The organism is Neoroseomonas eburnea (genome assembly GCF_018129005.1).
Taxonomy (GTDB): domain Bacteria; phylum Pseudomonadota; class Alphaproteobacteria; order Acetobacterales; family Acetobacteraceae; genus Neoroseomonas; species Neoroseomonas eburnea.
Genome location: NZ_JAAEDL010000004.1, coordinates 1 through 15,678, shown reverse-complemented (window position 1 = coordinate 15,678; position 15,678 = coordinate 1). Strand labels below are relative to the sequence as shown.

Sequence of the window (15,678 nt, the reverse complement as noted above, 5' to 3'; positions counted from 1 at the left end):
TGGTGATGCCATGCCTGCCCGGCCGATCCGGGTGCCGACGATCGGCACCTCTCGCCCCGGCCGCCGGTCGACGACCGGCACGCCGCCTGCTTGAAAGGCCGCAGGACAGACCGGAGTCGGTGACCTTGCCCGCCCCACGCACGCTGCTTGAACTGGAACAGGATGTCAGCCGGGACCTCGAACTGGTCGCGCATCCTCGCGCGCCCTGGCTGGCGGCGAAGACCGCCGACGGCGCACCGGTCCTCGATGCGCTGGTCATCGGCGCAGGCCAATGCGGCATCGCCGTTGCGCATGCGCTCAAGCGCGACAAGGTGGACAACCTGCTGGTCATCGACCGTGCAACCTACGGCCGGGAGGGTCCTTGGGTCACCTACGGCCGCATGAAGGCGCTGCGCTCTCTCAAGGACCAGACAGGTCCCGATCTGCGACTGCCCTCCCTCACCTACCAGGCCTGGCACGAAGCGAGCTTCGGTACGGAGAACTGGGCGCGGATGCGCTGGATTCCGAAGGAGCTGTGGAACGACTACCTGCTGTGGTTCCGACGTGTCACGGGCATTCCGGTGCGCAACGGCGTCGCGGCTGGCGCCATATCCCCGATCGCCACGGATGACGGCCTGCCGGCGCTGCGCATCGAGACCAGCGACGGCGCGATGTTCGCGCGCAAGGTCGTGCTGGCCACGGGGCAGGAAGGCATCGGCGGCTGGTGGATGCCGCCGCAGATCGCGGCGCTGCCGCGGACCTTCCGCGCCCACACCAATGAGATGATCGACTTCGCGGCACTGCGCGACAAGGTCGTCGCCGTGCTCGGCGCCGGCGCCTCCGCCTTCGACAACGCGGCCGTTGCACTCGAGCACGGCGCAGCCGAGGTGCACCTGTTCTGCCGCCGCGCCGAACCCATGGTCGTGCAGCCCTATCGCTGGCTCACCTTCGCGGGCTTCCTGCGCCACATGGGGGAGATGCCGGACGAATGGCGCTGGCGTTTCATGTCCTACATCCTCGGCCTGCGGGAAGGCTTCGCGCAGGACCACTACGACCGCGTCATCCGCCACGCGAATTTCCACATGCATGTCGGGCGCGAGTGGGAGGCCGCCCGCGTCGAGGGCGGGCGCGTGGTGCTGACCACGCCGGCGGGCCCCTTTGTCGCCGACTACTGCATCGCCGGCACCGGCGTTCGCATGGACCCCAGGCTCTGTCCCGAGCTCACGCATTGCGCGGACAACATCGCGCGATGGCAGGACCGCTACACGCCGCCGCCGGAGGAAGCGAATGAGCGTCTCGGCCAGTATCCCTACCTGAACGCCGACAGCGCCTTCCTGGAGCGGCGCCCCGGCGAGACCCCCTGGATCGGGGATATCCACCTCTTCGGGATCGGCACGACGATGAGCTTCGGGCCCTCCGGCAGTTCGATCAATGCAATGTCGATCAGCGCGCCGCGCGTCGCTGCCGGCGTCACGCGCGGCCTGTTCGAGGCCGACCTGCCCCGCCTCTACGCCGACCTGCGCAGCTACGGGCAGAAGCAGGTCGAGATCGACCCCGCCCGCCTCCTCCACGCGGCCGCACCGGCCTGACCGCCCAGGCCGGACCGCGACGGCGGTTGCCCGCAGCATGGGCATGGCGCGCCCGCTCGAAGGGCAACTACTGCTTCGCGGCGCTTCTTGGCGGCGCTATCGGCCTTGCGCGCGGGCCCTTCACGTCGCCACGCTCAAGGCTCGTGCGGGGTTCGGCCGCGATAGGCGATGCCATCTGGCCCAGGGCTTCGGGTGCAATCTGGACCTTCACCTGGACCCGATTTGAAGGGTCCGATCGGACCAGAAGACGAAGACCGACAGGGACGGCACGACGGCGCCACGGCCAGCAGACGGGGGATGCAGAGATGGAGTTCAATCGCAGGCAGGGGCTCCAGGGCCTCCTGGGCGTCGCGGCCGGCGGAACGCTCGGGGCCGCCACGGCCGGGCGCGAAGCCGCCGCGCAGACGCGGGCGGAAACGCTGCGCCAGGTCATGGGCGGGGTCATCAACTCCCTCGATCCCACCACCCCGGGCGGCACGCGCGAGAATTTCGGCCTCGCCATGAACATCTACGACCGGCTCGCCTCCTTCGGCCGCAAGCCCGGCGAAGGCGGCATGACCTTCGACATGGACAATATCCGTGGCGAGCTGGCCGAGCGCATCGATCGCTCTCCGGACGGGCTGACGCTGACCTTCCATATCCGCCAGGGGGCGACCTGGCACGACGGCACGCCGGTGACGGCGGCTGACGTGAAGTGGTCGCTCGACCGTGCAGTCTCGGCGCGCAGCCTCGCGCCGCCGCAGCTGTCCAGCGGATCGCTGACCTCACCGGAGCAGTTCAAGGTGGTGGGCGAACGGCAGGTCGAGGTGAAGCTGCCCCGTCCGGACCGCCTCGCGCTCGGCAATCTCTGCATCCCCTTCGCGATGATGATCAACAGCACGCTCGCGAAGCGGCATGCCACGGCGGACGATCCCTGGGCGATGAACTGGCTCAAGGAGAACACGGCCGCCGGCGGCGCCTACATCGTCGAGACGAACCGGCCCGGCCAGCAGGTGGTGCTGCGACGGAACGACGCCTGGAAGAACGGAGAGGGCGGCACGCCGCCCTTCTTCCGTCGCGTCATCCTGCAGACCGTGCCGGAGGCCTCCACCCGCGCGAGCCTGGTCGAGCGCGGCGATGCCGACCTCGCCATCGACCTCGCGGCCAGCGATGTCCCGGCGATCGAGAGCCGGGGCCGCGTGAAGGTGGTCTCCATCCCGCAGACCAACGCCTTCCAGACCATCGTCTTCAACACGCAGATGGCACCCTTCGACAACCCGAAGGTCCGCCAGGCGTTGGCCGCGGCGCTGCCCTACGAAGCGATGTTCCAGGCCGCGCAGTTCGGCCGCGGCCGCATCCTGTTCGGCGCGCGCTGGGCCGAGGTGCCGGATGCCGCCTTCCCGCGCACCATGCCGCTCAATCTCGACATCGACCGTGCCAAGGCGCTGCTGGCGGAAGCGGGCCATCCCAACGGCTTTGCCACCACTTTCACCTTCGCCAACAGCATGACCGCCTTCGCCGAGCCGATGGCCGCGCTGATCAAGGAATCCCTCGCACGCATCGGTGTCGAGGTCACCGTGCAGAAGATGCCGGATGCGCAGATCTCGACCATGGTGGTGGAGCGACGCCTGCCCTTCTTCACGGATATCGGCTCGGCCTGGCTGCCCGCGCCCGACTACTTCATGCGCACCTACTTCACCGGCACGCATCGCTGGAACTACAGCGGCTGGAACAATCCGGAGGTCGCCGCGCTGACCCAGACCGCGCGCTTCGAAACCGATCCGGCGAAGTACGAGGCGGCGGTGAAACGCATGATCAACCTCGTCGCCGAGAACGTGCCGATGGCGATGGTCTGGCAGGCGAACCAGGACGCGGTGATGGCCAAGGACATCTCCGGCTACACCTACTGGTTCCATCGGCAGGCGGACTTCCGGGACCTGAAGCGGGGCTGAGGATGCGCGCACTGCGAGCGGTCGGCCGTCGCGTCGGGCGCCGGCTGGTCGCCTCCGCGCCGGCCCTGCTCGGCGTGGTGGTCTTCACCTTTCTGCTGATGCGGGTCCTGCCCGGCGATCCGGCAGTGTTCTTCGCCTCCGGCCCGAATGCGGGGCAGGAGGAGATCGACGAGCTGCGCCGGGTGCTCGGGCTGGACAGGCCCATACCGGTGCAGCTCGCGCACTACCTCTACGACGTCGGCACGGGCAATCTCGGGCGGTCGCTCACCACGGGGCAGCCTGTGCTGCGCGACCTCACGGAACGGTTGCCGGCATCGCTGGAACTGACGGTGACGGCGCTGATCCTCGCACTTGGCCTTGCCCTGCCGCTCGGCATCCTGGCCGCGCTGCGGCCGGGATCCCTGCTTGACCATGGCGTACGTCTGGTCTGCTCGCTCGGCGTCTGCGTGCCGACCTTCGTGTCCGGGCTGCTGCTGATCTACGTCTTCTACGTCGTGCTCGGCATCGCGCCGGATCCGACCGGGCGGCTGGACATCTTCGCCGCCTCGCCACCCGACATCACCGGCTTCCTGCTGGTCGACTTCCTGCTGGTCGGCGACATGGAAGGCTGGCGGGCCGCGGCCGCGCAGCTCGTGCTGCCGGCAGCCACCATGGCGCTCTTCACCCTGGCGCCGCTCGCGCGCATGACGCGGGCGTCGATGCTTGCCGTGCTCGGCAGCGACTTCGTCCGCACTGCGAAATCCATCGGCCTCGGGCGCGGGCGCGTGGTCCTCGTCTATGCGCTGCGAAATGCGCTGCTGCCTGTCATCACCATCACCGGCATCGTGTTCTCGACCATGCTTGGCGCCAATGTGCTGGTCGAGAAGGTCTTCTCCTGGCCGGGCGTCGGCTCCTACGCGCTCGATGCGCTGCTGGGCTCGGACTATGCGCCGGTCCAGGGCTTCGTGCTGCTGATGGCGAGCGCCTTCGTGATCGTGAACCTGGTCATCGACACGCTGTACGGCATCGCGGATCCGCGGGTTTCGATCGAATGAGCGCAACCCTTCGCCATGCCGGATGGGTGCTGCGCGGCAATCCGATCACGGCCGTCGCCGCCACCGGTGTGTTGCTGCTGGCTGTGCTCGCGATCTTCGCGCCGTGGATCCAGCCCTACGACCCGATCGCATCCAATGTGCGGAACGCGCTCCAGCCGCCCTCCGCGGCCAATTGGGCGGGCACCGATCAACTCGGCCGCGACATCCTCAGCCGGCTCATCGCCGCGACACGGTTGGATCTGGCCATCGCCATCTCGGCTGTGTCGATCTCCTTCGCCGCGGGGGCGGTGATCGGAAGCCTTTGCGGTTACGCCGGGGGCAGGATGGACCGTGTGGTCGGGCGCCTTGTCGACGTGCTGATGGCGTTCCCACTATTCGTGCTCGCCATGGCGATGGTCGCGGCGCTCGGAAATCGCGTCGAGAACATCATCATCGCCACGGCCTTCATCAACCTGCCTTTCTACATCCGTTTCGCCCGCGCCGAGGTGAACGTCCGCCGCGACGCCGGATGGGTGGAAGCGGCGCGTGCCTGTGGTGACAGCCACCTGTCCGTCGTGCTTCGCTTCCTCCTGCCCAACATCCTTCCGGCGATGGCCGTGCAGATCTCGCTCAACCTCGGCTGGGCGATCCTGAATGCGGCGGGGCTGTCCTTCCTCGGCCTCGGCGTCACGGCGCCGACGCCGGAATGGGGGATCATGGTGGCGGAGGGCGCGCGCTTCATCACCTCCGGCCAGTGGTGGCTGGTCGCCTTCCCCGGCTTCACGCTGATGCTGGCCGTGCTCTGCTTCAACCTGCTGGGGGATGGGCTGAGGGACATCCTCGACCCGCGGATGCGCACGTGATCCCCCCTCTGCTGCAGGTCGAGGACCTGCACGTCGAATTCGCGACGCGGCGTGGGCGGGTGCAGGCGGTGCGCGGCGTCTCGCTCGACCTGCTGCCCGGCGCCACGCTTGGGATCGTGGGGGAAAGCGGGTCAGGCAAGTCCGTCACCGCCTATGCCGTGACGCGGCTGCTTGACCGCGCGGGGCGCATCTCCTCGGGGCGCATCCTGTTCCGCGACCAGGACCTGACGCGAGCCAGCGAGGGCGACATGCGCGCACTGCGCGGCGGCGCCATTTCCATGATCTTCCAGAACCCGCGCTCCGCGCTGAATCCGATCCGCAGCGTGGGACGGCAATTGATGGATGCGCTGGGGGCGCACCAGGACCTCTCGGGGCGCGAACGCCGCGATCGCGCGCTCGATCTGCTGCGGGACGTCCTGATCCGTGACCCGGAGCGCCGCTTCGAGGCCTACCCGCATGAACTCTCCGGCGGCATGTGCCAGCGGGTGATGATCGCCATGGCCGTCGCCTGCGATCCGGCACTGCTGATCGCGGACGAGCCCACGACCGGCCTTGACGTCACCACGCAAAAGACCGTGATGGACCTGCTCGCGCGCCTGACGGCCGAGCGCAACATGGGCATGATCCTCATCACCCACGATCTGGGCCTTGCCGTGCAGTACTGCGGCGACGTGGCCGTGATGCAGGAAGGCCAGGTGGTGGAGCGCGCACCGGCTGCGACACTGTTCCGCGCCCCACGCCACGCCTATACGCGGCGCCTGGTGGCGGCCTCGCCGACGCCGCGCTCGACCGTGCAAGACCTGGTCGGCGAGCCGCCCCGTCCGCCACCGCCACCACGCCCGCAGGCGGCTGGCACGCCGCTGCTCCTCGAGGTGCGCGACCTCGTCAAGCGATACGCCGGCTTCGCCGCGGTGGACGGTGTCTCCTTCAGTATTCGCCCGGGCGAGAGCCTCGGCCTGGTCGGCGAGTCCGGTTCCGGCAAGAGCACGATCTCCCGTCTCATCTGCCGACTGATCGACAGAAGCGAGGGGACGATCCTGTTCGATGGGCAGGATGTCGGTGGCATCCCGGCGCGAGACTTCCATGCCAACCCGCTACGGCGGGAGATCCAGATCGTGTTTCAGGATCCGCATGACAGCCTGAACCCGCGCTACAACGCATTCGACTGCATCGCACATCCACTGAAGCGCATGCTGGGCCTGAGGGACGGCGCGAAGCTGCGCGCGCGGGTCGAGGAGTGCGCGCGCCGCGCCGGGCTGCCGACCGAACTGCTCACGCGCTTTCCGCATCAGCTCTCGGGCGGCCAGAAGGCGCGTATCGGAATCGCCCGCGCGATCGCCGCGCGCCCGAAACTGCTGGTGCTGGACGAGCCGACGGCGGCACTCGACGTCTCGGTGCAGGCGGTGATCCTGAAACTGCTCGATGATCTGCGGCGGGAGGAGGGGCTGGCGTTCCTGTTCGTCAGCCACGACCTGAATGTCGTACGCATGATGTGCGAGCGCACCATCGTCCTTCAGCAGGGCCGTATCATTGAGGAGGGCGACAGCCGCGCGCTCTTTGCCGCGCCATGCGCGGACTACACGCGCGAGCTGCTCGCCGCCATTCCGCATTTCGATCCCGCCCCGGCATTGGCCGGCTGAGCGACACCTCGGGGAGACGCATCTGTTGCAGGATACCGGTTGGGACATCGGAACCGACATCGGCGGCACCTTCACGGACATCCTGGCCGTGCATGCCGGCACGCAGGAGGCGCGGATCGCGAAGGTGCCGTCGCGCCCCACCGCACCGGTACGCGCGATGCTGGAAGCGATTGCCGCGGTGGGGCTGGCGCCGGGGGAGGTCCGGCGCTTCGTGCACGGCACCACGCGCGTCACCAACGCCCTGGTGGAGGAGCGGCTGCCCAAGGTCGCGCTGATCGCCACCGCGGGCTTCGAGGACGTGCTGGAGGTGGGCCGCTACCGGCGAGAGGATCTCTACCGCCTCGATGTCCCACCGAAGCCGCGGCCGCTGGTGCCGCACGAGCGCTGCTTCGGCCTGCGCGAACGCCTGGACCATACCGGCGCGATACTGGAAGGGCTGACGGAAGCGGAGATCGCGCGTGCCATTGCCTGGCTGAAGGAGACCGGCGCCGAGAGCGTCGCCATCTGCCTGCTGCACAGCTACGCCAACCCGGTACATGAGCGCATGTTGGCCGAGGCCCTCGCCCCGCACGTGCCGCATCTCTGCGTCTCCCACGAGGTGAACCCGGAAGCGCGGGAATACGAACGCGCTTCCTCCACCGCCTTCAACGCGGCAGCCATGCCGATCGCGGTGGAGTACCTCAGTGAACTGGAGGCGAAGCTGCCCCTCGGCTCTGGCCTGCAGGTCTTCCACTCCGCCGGCGCGATGGTTCCGGTGCCGGCCGCCAAGCGCCGTCCGCTGGTCATGGCCGCATCGGGGCCGGCCGCTGGCGTTTCGGCCTCGGCCCGCATGGCGCGGGAACTCGGCCGGCCGCGCGTGCTGACCTTCGACATGGGTGGCACCACCACCGATGTCTGCCTGATCGTCGATGGCCAGGCGGAGATGACCGATACGCGCATGATCGGCGGCCGTCCGTTGCGGCAGCCCATGCTCGCCGTGCATTCGATCGGCGCCGGTGGCGGGTCGATCGTGAAGCTCGGTCCCGGCGGCCTGTCGGTCGGTCCGGAAAGCGCCGGCTCCGAGCCTGGGCCCGCCTGCTACGGGCGCGGCGGGCAGCGGCCGACCATCACCGATGCCAATGCCATCCTCGGCTACCTCGATCCGGAGGTGAAGCTCGGCGATACGATCACCCTCGACATCGCAGCCGCGGAGAGAGCCGTCGCGCCGATCGCGGCAGAGCTCGGACTCGGCGTCACGGAGACGGCGCTCGGCATCCTGCGCGTCGCCAATGCGGCCATGGCGCGCGCGCTGCGTCGCGTCACCGTGGAACGCGGCGTGGATGGGCGCGACTGCACGCTGCTCGCCTTCGGCGGCGGCGGACCGATGCACGCGGCGGGCCTCGCGGATCTGTATGGGTTGAAGGAAGTGATCGTGCCGGCCGCCTCCAGCGCCTTCTCGGCGCTCGGCTGCCTCACGGCGGATTTCTCCTTCCTGCAGCAGCGCACCGTACGCCTGCCGCTCGACGGTTTCGCCCGCAAGGTCTTCGAGGAGCGTCTCGTGGAACTCACCCACGACGCCATCGCACCGTTGATCGCCAACGGCATTCCGGCGCGGGAGATCGCCATCGAGCATGTCGCCCTGATGCGCTACGCCGCGCAGAGCGATTCGCTGCCGGTTCCCTTCGCTCTGCCCTTCGATCCGCAGGCGATCGTGCAGGAATTCCACCGCCGCCATCACATGCTTTTCGGCTACGCGACCGAAGAGCACTGCGTGGTGGAATCCCTGCGTGTGCAGGCACGCAAGCCTTCGATCATACCCATGGCGCGCCCGAATGTCGGCCGGCCCGCACGTCCGGCGCGGTCGCGGCGCTGCGTCTTCCCGGGTATCGGCGCGACCGACACATCCATACTCCCGCGCGAAACCCTCGGTGGCAGTGTCAACGGACCCGCCATCATCGAGGATGCCTGGTCCACCGTCATCGTGCCGCCAGGCTGGCAGGCGCGCGGCGATGATGCGGGCAACCTGTTCCTGACCAGGAGTACGGCATGATCCCGCTCGATCCCTTCGTCGTCGAGGTCATCCGTCACGGCCTCTCCGCTGCCGCGGAGGAGATGAGCCTGGTGATGACGCGCTCCGCCCGCTCGCCGCTGCTCCGGGAAGCAGGCGACCTCTCTTCCGCGCTGACGGATGCAGCCGGCGGGCTGGTCGGCCAGGGGCGCGACATCCCCATCCACCTCGGCGCCATGGCCTACACCGTGCCGGAACTGCTGAACGTCTGGCCGGCCGAGCGGTTCCGCGAAGGTGATGCCGTCATCTACAATCTCGGCGCGCTGGGCGGGAATCACCTCAACGACGTGAAGGTGGTGCGGCCGGTCTTTGTGGATGGGCGCATCGTCGCCTTCGCGATCAGCCTCGCCCATTGGCCCGATGTCGGTGGCACTTGGCCGGGGTCCTATCTCGCCCAGGCGGTCGATACCTTCCAGGAGGCGATGCGCATCCCGCCGATGCCGATTGTCTCGACCGAAGGCGTGAACCGCCCGGTGCTGGACTTCATCCTCGCCAATGTGCGCGACCCGGTGTCCTGCGAGGGCGACCTCATGGCGCAGGTCGCCGCCACCCAGGCGGCGGAGCGGCGCATCCACGAACTCTGCGCCCAGCACGGCACGGATGTCTTCCTTGAAACGCTGGCGCGGCTGCACGACCTCTCGGAAGCCGAGATGCGCGCCGCCCTCGGCGACCTGCCCGACGGCGTCTATGAGGGCGAGGATTTCCTCGACGATGGCGGCCCGGGCGGCGCGCCCGCGCGCATCCATGTCCGCATCGCGATCAGCGGCGAGACGGCGACCTTCGACCTGTCCGGCAGCACTGATCGCGTCACCAATTTCTGCAACACCACGCCCTTCATCGCGCGTTCCGCGGTCTGCTATGCTGCACGCATCTTGAGCGGCCGCGACATGCAGCAGAATGCCGGCGCGCTGCGGCCCTTCAATATCATCACCCGGCCGGGCTCGGTCTTCGAGCCAGGCTGGAATGCGGCGGTCGCGGCGGGCAACCATGAGACCTCGATGCGCATCGTCGATGCCGTGTTCCGCGCCATGGAGCAGGTGATCCCGGAGCGTCTCTCGGCCGGTGGGCCTGCCACGTCCGGCCTGCTTGCCTTCGCGGAGCCGCGCCCCGGCGACACCTGGCGCATGCTCTACGAGGTGCATGGCGGCGGGGAGGGGGCGCGGCATGACCGCCCCGGCTCGCCCGCCACGCGCGTGCACCTGACGAATACTTCCAACACGCCGGTCGAGGTGATCGAAGCGAACTACGCCGTGCGGATCGGGGAGCAGTCGATCCGGCGCGGCTCGGGCGGCGCGGGCCGGCATCGCGGCGGTGATGGCGTGGTGCGCAGCTACCGTATCCTCTCGCCCAGCATGTGGCTGACCTCCTGCGTCGAGCGGACACGGGTGCCGCCCTATGGCCTCGCGGGTGGCGAGCCCGGCCTGCCCTTCCGCATCACGCTGGAGCGCGGCGGCGAGCGGAGCACTGTGCCCGGCAAGACGAACATGCTGCTGCAACAGGGGGATCTGGTCACGATGGAGAGCTGCGGTGGCGGCGGCTACGGACCGCCCGCAGCGGGCTAGCCGCGCCGGAGCGCCGCGCGCCTCGACCGCGCGACGCCTCTCGGTCGCCGGCATGCATCTCGACCGTGCGGCCGACATGCCGCTCTACCAGCAGGTCGCGGCGCATCTGCGCGACCGCATCCTCGATGGCGGGCTGCCGGCCGGGTCGCGGCTGATCGGCTCGCGGGAGATTGCGCGGGAGCTCGGTTGCTCCCGCGTCATCGTGCTGGCCGCGCTCGAGCTGCTCTACGCTGAGGGCTACCTCCTCTCCGTGCCGCGCGGCGGGGTGCGCGTCGCCGCCCTCGGCCGCAAGGTCGCCCCGGATGCGCCGCCGCCGCGGGCGGATATCGAGCCCTCGCGCCTGTCGCATCGCTGGCGATCGGTGCTCGCCATCGACTACGCCTTCGACCTGGCCTCACCCTTCAGCACCGGCACGCCCGACATCGCGGACTTCCCCTTCGACACCTGGGCGCGACTGCTGCGCCAGGCCTGGCGCCATGCGCCCCGCTCCGCCTGCACGGACATGTCGCCGCTCGGCTGGCGGCCACTGCGCGAGGCGACGGCGGAATTCCTCGGCACGGTGCGCGGCCTGCTGTGCCGGCCCGAGGAGGTCGTCATCACCCCGGCGAGCGCCGGCGCGCTGGACCTGTGCTGCCGCATGCTGATCGACCCGGGCGACGAGGTCTGGGTGGAGGAGCCCGGCTTCATCGAGGCGCGCTGGGCGCTGCAGGCCGCCGGCGCGCGCCTGGTGCCCGTGCCGGTCGACTCCAAGGGCCTGGTCGTGGCCGAAGGCGTCCGCCGCGCGCCGCGCGCAAAGTTGGCCGTCGTCACGCCCTCCCACCAGTTCCCGCTCGGCGTCGCCATGAGCCTCGACCGGCGGCTCGAACTGCTCGACTGGGCGCAGGCGCAGGGCGCCTGGATCATCGAGGACGACTACAACTCCGAATTCCGCCACCGCGACAGCATGGCGGCCTCGCTGAAGTCGCTCGACCGCGCGGGGCACGTCATCTACCTCGGCACCTTCTCCAAGGTGATGCTGCCGAGCCTGCGCATCGGGTACCTGGTGGCGAGCACCGCCTTCGTCGAAGCCTTCGGCCGCGGCCGCGCACGCATCGATGTCCATACCGCCGGCACCGCGCAGCCCGCGCTGGCCGAGTTCCTCCGCGAAGGCCATTTGCTGCGCTACCTGCGGCGCATGCGGCCGGTCTATGCGGCGCGCAAGCAAGCCGTGCTCGACGCGCTCCAGGCGCTGCTGCCGGAGGAGCTGGAGGTCGCGCCAAGCGGCGCCGGCCTGCATCTCACCGGCCTGTTCACGCCGCGCCTTGCCGCCCGGCTGACCGACCGAGAGGCCTCCGCGCGCAGCCGCAGGGCCGGAAACTTCATTCAGCCGCTGTCGCAATGCTACGTTGGGGTGCCCGACCGGCAGGGGCTCGTCATCGGCTTCGGCCGGCTGCCGACGGAGGAGGCTCGGCCGCGGCTCGCTGCCGTCGCGGCGCTGCTGCGCGGATGACCGCCGTCATACGCCGGGCGCGCAGTGGCGGTGCCCGATGACGGGACTGGCCCACAGCAAACGCGGACAGCTGGCGCTGTCGCCCCTAAGGGTGCGCCCTAGGCTCATACCGGCCAGCCTTTCGGCTGACTCGGTATGAGCGCCTTGTTTCGCGCGCAGCCGCCACACCAACCCTGCGCGATACCGCCGCGCCTCGCCGCCGACAGGTCGGCAGCACGGCTCGGCGGTATCACACGATGACGGCCGGAAGGGCGAAGGACAGCATGCAAAGGCTGCTGCGGACTGGGCTGAATGCAGGCACCGAGGCGCCACGCGTCGTAGGTGGGGGCGGTGTGCATTTCCATCTCGCCGACGGGCGGCGCGTGCTGGACGGGAGCAACACCGGCGGCCCGCTCGGCCATGGCCATCCCCGCATGGTCGAGGCGCTGCGCGAGGCGGTCAGCCTCCCCATGGTCAGCGAAGGCTGGTCCTGGCACGGCCGGGATCAAGCGGCGGAGAATCTGTTCGAGATCGGCTTGGCCGGCGAGGATTCCTGGGCCGGTGCGGTGCGCTTCTGCCTGAGCGGCAGCGAGGCGAACGACATCGCCCTTTCGCTCTCGCAGACGCTGACCGGGCGCCAGGCGATTGCGACGCGGGAACGCGCCTACCATGGGCTGGTTGGCCTGTCGCGCGACGCTACCGTCCAACCACACTGGCACGGCGGCCTTGCCGCGCAGGGCTACACGCGGCGACCCTTTCCCTGCGCGCCGGTGCATGTGCTGCCGGCGCCCGACGGCTTGACCTACGACAGCGCAACTGGCCGTGGACGGCCGGCCGCGCTCCGGCTCGATGAGGCGCCGGCGATGCTTGCGCAATCCTCGGCGGTGATCCTCGACTACACCCAGGGCGGCTTCTACCACGATGGCGCTTACCAGGACGCTGTAGCGGGGATCGCGCGGCAGCAGGGCGCCCTTTGGATCGCGGACGAGGTCGTCACGGGCCTGGGCCGTGCCGGCCGTACCTTCGCCTTCCAGGGTGGTACCAGCCGGCCGGACATCGTCACGCTCGGCAAAGGGCTTGGCGGCGGCTCCGTCGCGGTCGCGGCGGTCATTCTCTCGCGCGACATCGTCGCCGCGATGGAAGGCTGCGCCTGGCAGAACTACGGGACGCTGCGCGGCCATCCCCTCGCCATGGCTGCGGTCAGCGCCTATCTGCGCATTCTGCGCGACGAGGCCTTGCTCCACCGGGTTTCGGCGCTGGAGCCCTTCTACGCACGGCGCCTGACCGAGATTGCCCGCCGCCATCCCAGCGTTTGTCGCGTCGCGGGACAGGGCCTGCACTGGACGATCGAGCTGCACGGGCCGGACTGGCGCAACTGGCTGGCCGATACGGCGGAGGCGCCGGTCGCCTCCCGTGTCGCTGGGCGCGCCCTGGAGCTCGGCGCGGTGATCGGCACCAGCGGCGAGCAGACGTCGCTGTTCCTGGCGCCGCCGCTGGTGATCTCCGAGGCCGAATCCGAAACCCTGCTGGCCATCCTCGACGAGAGCCTCGGCATCGCCGACCGCGAGCACAACGCAATGATGGAGACGCAGGCATGAGCACCGACCGCGACGCAATCCTGGCCACGGTCCACGGCTATTTCGACGCACTCTACGAGGGCAGCGTCGCGCGTTTCCGCGAGGTGTTCCACCCGCAGGCGCAACTCTTCAGCGCCGAGGGAGGCGTAACGGAGGCGCTGGGATTCGAGGCGTACATGGCCCGCGTCGCCGGTCGGCCGGCGCCGGCCTCGCGCGGAGACACCCGGCACGACGAGGTCGTCTCCCTGACGCAGCCGAGCCCGACCACGGCGCATGTCCGGGTGCGCGACGCGCTGCTGCCCAACCGCTTCGTGGATGAGCTCCTGCTGGTGAGGTACCCGCAGGGCTGGCGCATCGTGAGCAAGGCCTGGGCCTACGACCCAGCCGCGCGCACGGCATGAGCGGCCGATCGCCATTCTGGCCGGCAGGCGTCCCGCCACGCGTCGGGCCGCTGCCACGCAGCATGGGCGAGGCGCTGCGCCAGGCGACATCGCGCCGCCCGGAGCACGTCGCGCTCGCCTACTACGGCACGGAGATCACCTACGCGGAGCTGCTGAGCCGTGTGGAACGACTCGCGGCTTTCCTTCAGCATCGGGCCGGGGTTGCCCGGGGCGATCGCGTGCTGGTGGCGATGCAGAATTCACCGCAGTACATCATCGCCTTCCAGGCCGTGGTGCGGGCCGGCGCGGTCGTGGTGCCGGTCAATCCGATGAACACCACGCCCGAGCTTGCCTATCTCTGCGAGGACAGCGGCGCCGAGGTCGCTCTGGTCGGCGCCGAACTGCTCGAGCGGTTCGTATCGCTGATGCCGGCACCGCTGAGGCTTGTCGTCGTCGCTGCCTATGCGGACGAGGTCGCCGTCCCCTCGCCTTTCCGCCTGCCGGCAGTGATGGCGGACAGCGTCCTGCCGGCACGCTTGCCGCCGTGCGCCATCGCCTGGGCCGAGGCGTTGGCCGAACCGCGCCCGCCCCGTCCGGACGACGCGGCGCCGGAGGACCTCTGCATGCTGCCTTACACCTCCGGCACCACGGGGGCGCCCAAGGCCTGCATGCACACCCATGCCGGCACGCTGTTCAATGTCTTTGCGCAGCATCGCTGGTACGGCTACGACGACGACACGGTCATCACCGGCTTCATGCCGATGTTCCATGTCGCGGGCATGCAGGTCTCGATGAATGGGGGTCTCTATGCCGGGGCCACGGTGGTTGTGATGACGCGCTGGGACAGGGACCTGGTCGCCCCGCTGTTCCTGCGTCACGGCGTGACGATCTGGAGCGCGGCACCGACGATGGTGGTGGATGTGCTCTCCGCGCCCGATTTCGACGAGCAGGCCTTCGCGCGGCTGCGCGTGCTGACGGGCGGCGGCGCGCCGATGCCGGCTGCCGTCGCCGAGCGGCTGGAGCGCCGCTGGGGCCTTCGCTTCATCGAAGGTTACGGGCTGAGCGAAGCCGTCTGCGCCACGCACCTCAATCCGCTCAATCGTCCGAAGCCGCAGTGTCTCGGCATCCCGATCCAGGAAACGATCGCGCATGTGATCGATCCCGATACGCTGGACGACGTACCGAGTGGCGAGGTCGGCGAGATCATCATCGCCGGCCCGCAGATCATGAAGGGGTACTGGAATCGGCGGGAGGAAACGGCAGCGGTGTTCCTCGACCGCGATGGTCGGCGCTTCCTCCGCACGGGAGATCTCGGCCGCGTCGACCAGGAAGGCTACTTCTTCGCCACGGACCGGCTGAAGCGGATGATCAACGTGAGCGGATTCAAGGTTTGGCCTGCCGAATGCGAAGCTGCCTTCTATCGCCACCCGGCCGTGCAGGAATGCTGCGTGATCGGCATCCGCGATCCGTGCCGAGGTGAGGCGGTGAAGGCATATATTGTGCTACGGCGTGGCGCAAAGATCGATGCCGCGGGCCTGTCATCCTGGGCGCGTGGGGAGATGGCAGCCTACAAGGTCCCGCGGGAGTTTGCCTTCGTGGACAGCCTGCCGCGCACCGCGAGCAACAAGA

The 15,678-nt window shown here is 69.4% G+C and carries 11 protein-coding genes; all 11 read left to right on the top strand.

Translation table 11 applies throughout. The features are described 5' to 3' along the window. Positions 1–119 precede the first annotated feature (119 nt). Complete coding sequence (locus tag GXW74_RS05325) at positions 120–1,568, top strand: NAD(P)-binding domain-containing protein (RefSeq protein WP_211845351.1); 1,449 nt, start codon at positions 120–122, stop codon at positions 1,566–1,568. Between the two features lie 305 nt (positions 1,569–1,873). Next, positions 1,874–3,499: an ABC transporter substrate-binding protein gene (locus GXW74_RS05320; RefSeq protein WP_211845350.1), complete on the top strand. Its 1,626-nt coding sequence runs from the start codon at positions 1,874–1,876 to the stop codon at positions 3,497–3,499. A 2-nt stretch (positions 3,500–3,501) separates the two neighbouring features. After that, complete coding sequence (locus GXW74_RS05315) at positions 3,502–4,533, top strand: ABC transporter permease (protein WP_211845348.1); 1,032 nt, start codon at positions 3,502–3,504, stop codon at positions 4,531–4,533. Further along, positions 4,530–5,375: an ABC transporter permease gene (locus tag GXW74_RS05310; protein WP_211845346.1), complete on the top strand. Its 846-nt coding sequence runs from the start codon at positions 4,530–4,532 to the stop codon at positions 5,373–5,375. The genes GXW74_RS05315 and GXW74_RS05310 overlap by 4 nt, the downstream gene beginning before the upstream one ends. Continuing rightward, positions 5,372–7,015 (top strand): dipeptide ABC transporter ATP-binding protein, encoded by a 1,644-nt coding sequence (locus tag GXW74_RS05305; RefSeq protein WP_211845671.1) that lies wholly within the window; start codon positions 5,372–5,374, stop codon positions 7,013–7,015. Before GXW74_RS05310 ends, GXW74_RS05305 begins: the two co-directional genes overlap by 4 nt. A gap of 25 nt (positions 7,016–7,040) precedes the next feature. Next, positions 7,041–9,044: a hydantoinase/oxoprolinase family protein gene (locus tag GXW74_RS05300; protein ID WP_246522926.1), complete on the top strand. Its 2,004-nt coding sequence runs from the start codon at positions 7,041–7,043 to the stop codon at positions 9,042–9,044. Next, positions 9,041–10,624 (top strand): hydantoinase B/oxoprolinase family protein, encoded by a 1,584-nt coding sequence (locus tag GXW74_RS05295; RefSeq protein ID WP_211845344.1) that lies wholly within the window; start codon positions 9,041–9,043, stop codon positions 10,622–10,624. The genes GXW74_RS05300 and GXW74_RS05295 overlap by 4 nt, the downstream gene beginning before the upstream one ends. Beyond that, a complete protein-coding gene (gene pdxR / locus GXW74_RS05290; protein WP_338148143.1) occupies positions 10,590–12,113 on the top strand; it encodes a MocR-like pyridoxine biosynthesis transcription factor PdxR in 1,524 nt (507 codons plus the stop codon). The genes GXW74_RS05295 and pdxR overlap by 35 nt, the downstream gene beginning before the upstream one ends. Positions 12,114–12,376: 263 nt before the next feature. Continuing rightward, the gene (locus tag GXW74_RS05285; protein WP_211845342.1) at positions 12,377–13,690 is read left to right on the top strand and encodes an aminotransferase class III-fold pyridoxal phosphate-dependent enzyme; all 1,314 of its coding nucleotides are present in this window, start codon (positions 12,377–12,379) and stop codon (positions 13,688–13,690) included. Next, positions 13,687–14,070 carry a nuclear transport factor 2 family protein gene (locus GXW74_RS05280; protein ID WP_211845331.1) on the top strand — a complete coding sequence of 128 codons (384 nt, stop codon included), beginning with the start codon at positions 13,687–13,689 and terminating at the stop codon, positions 14,068–14,070. Before GXW74_RS05285 ends, GXW74_RS05280 begins: the two co-directional genes overlap by 4 nt. Continuing rightward, positions 14,067–15,678, top strand: a 1,612-nt coding sequence (locus tag GXW74_RS05275; RefSeq protein WP_211845330.1) for a long-chain-fatty-acid--CoA ligase, incomplete at its 3' end; no start/stop codon positions are given. The genes GXW74_RS05280 and GXW74_RS05275, both read left to right, overlap by 4 nt.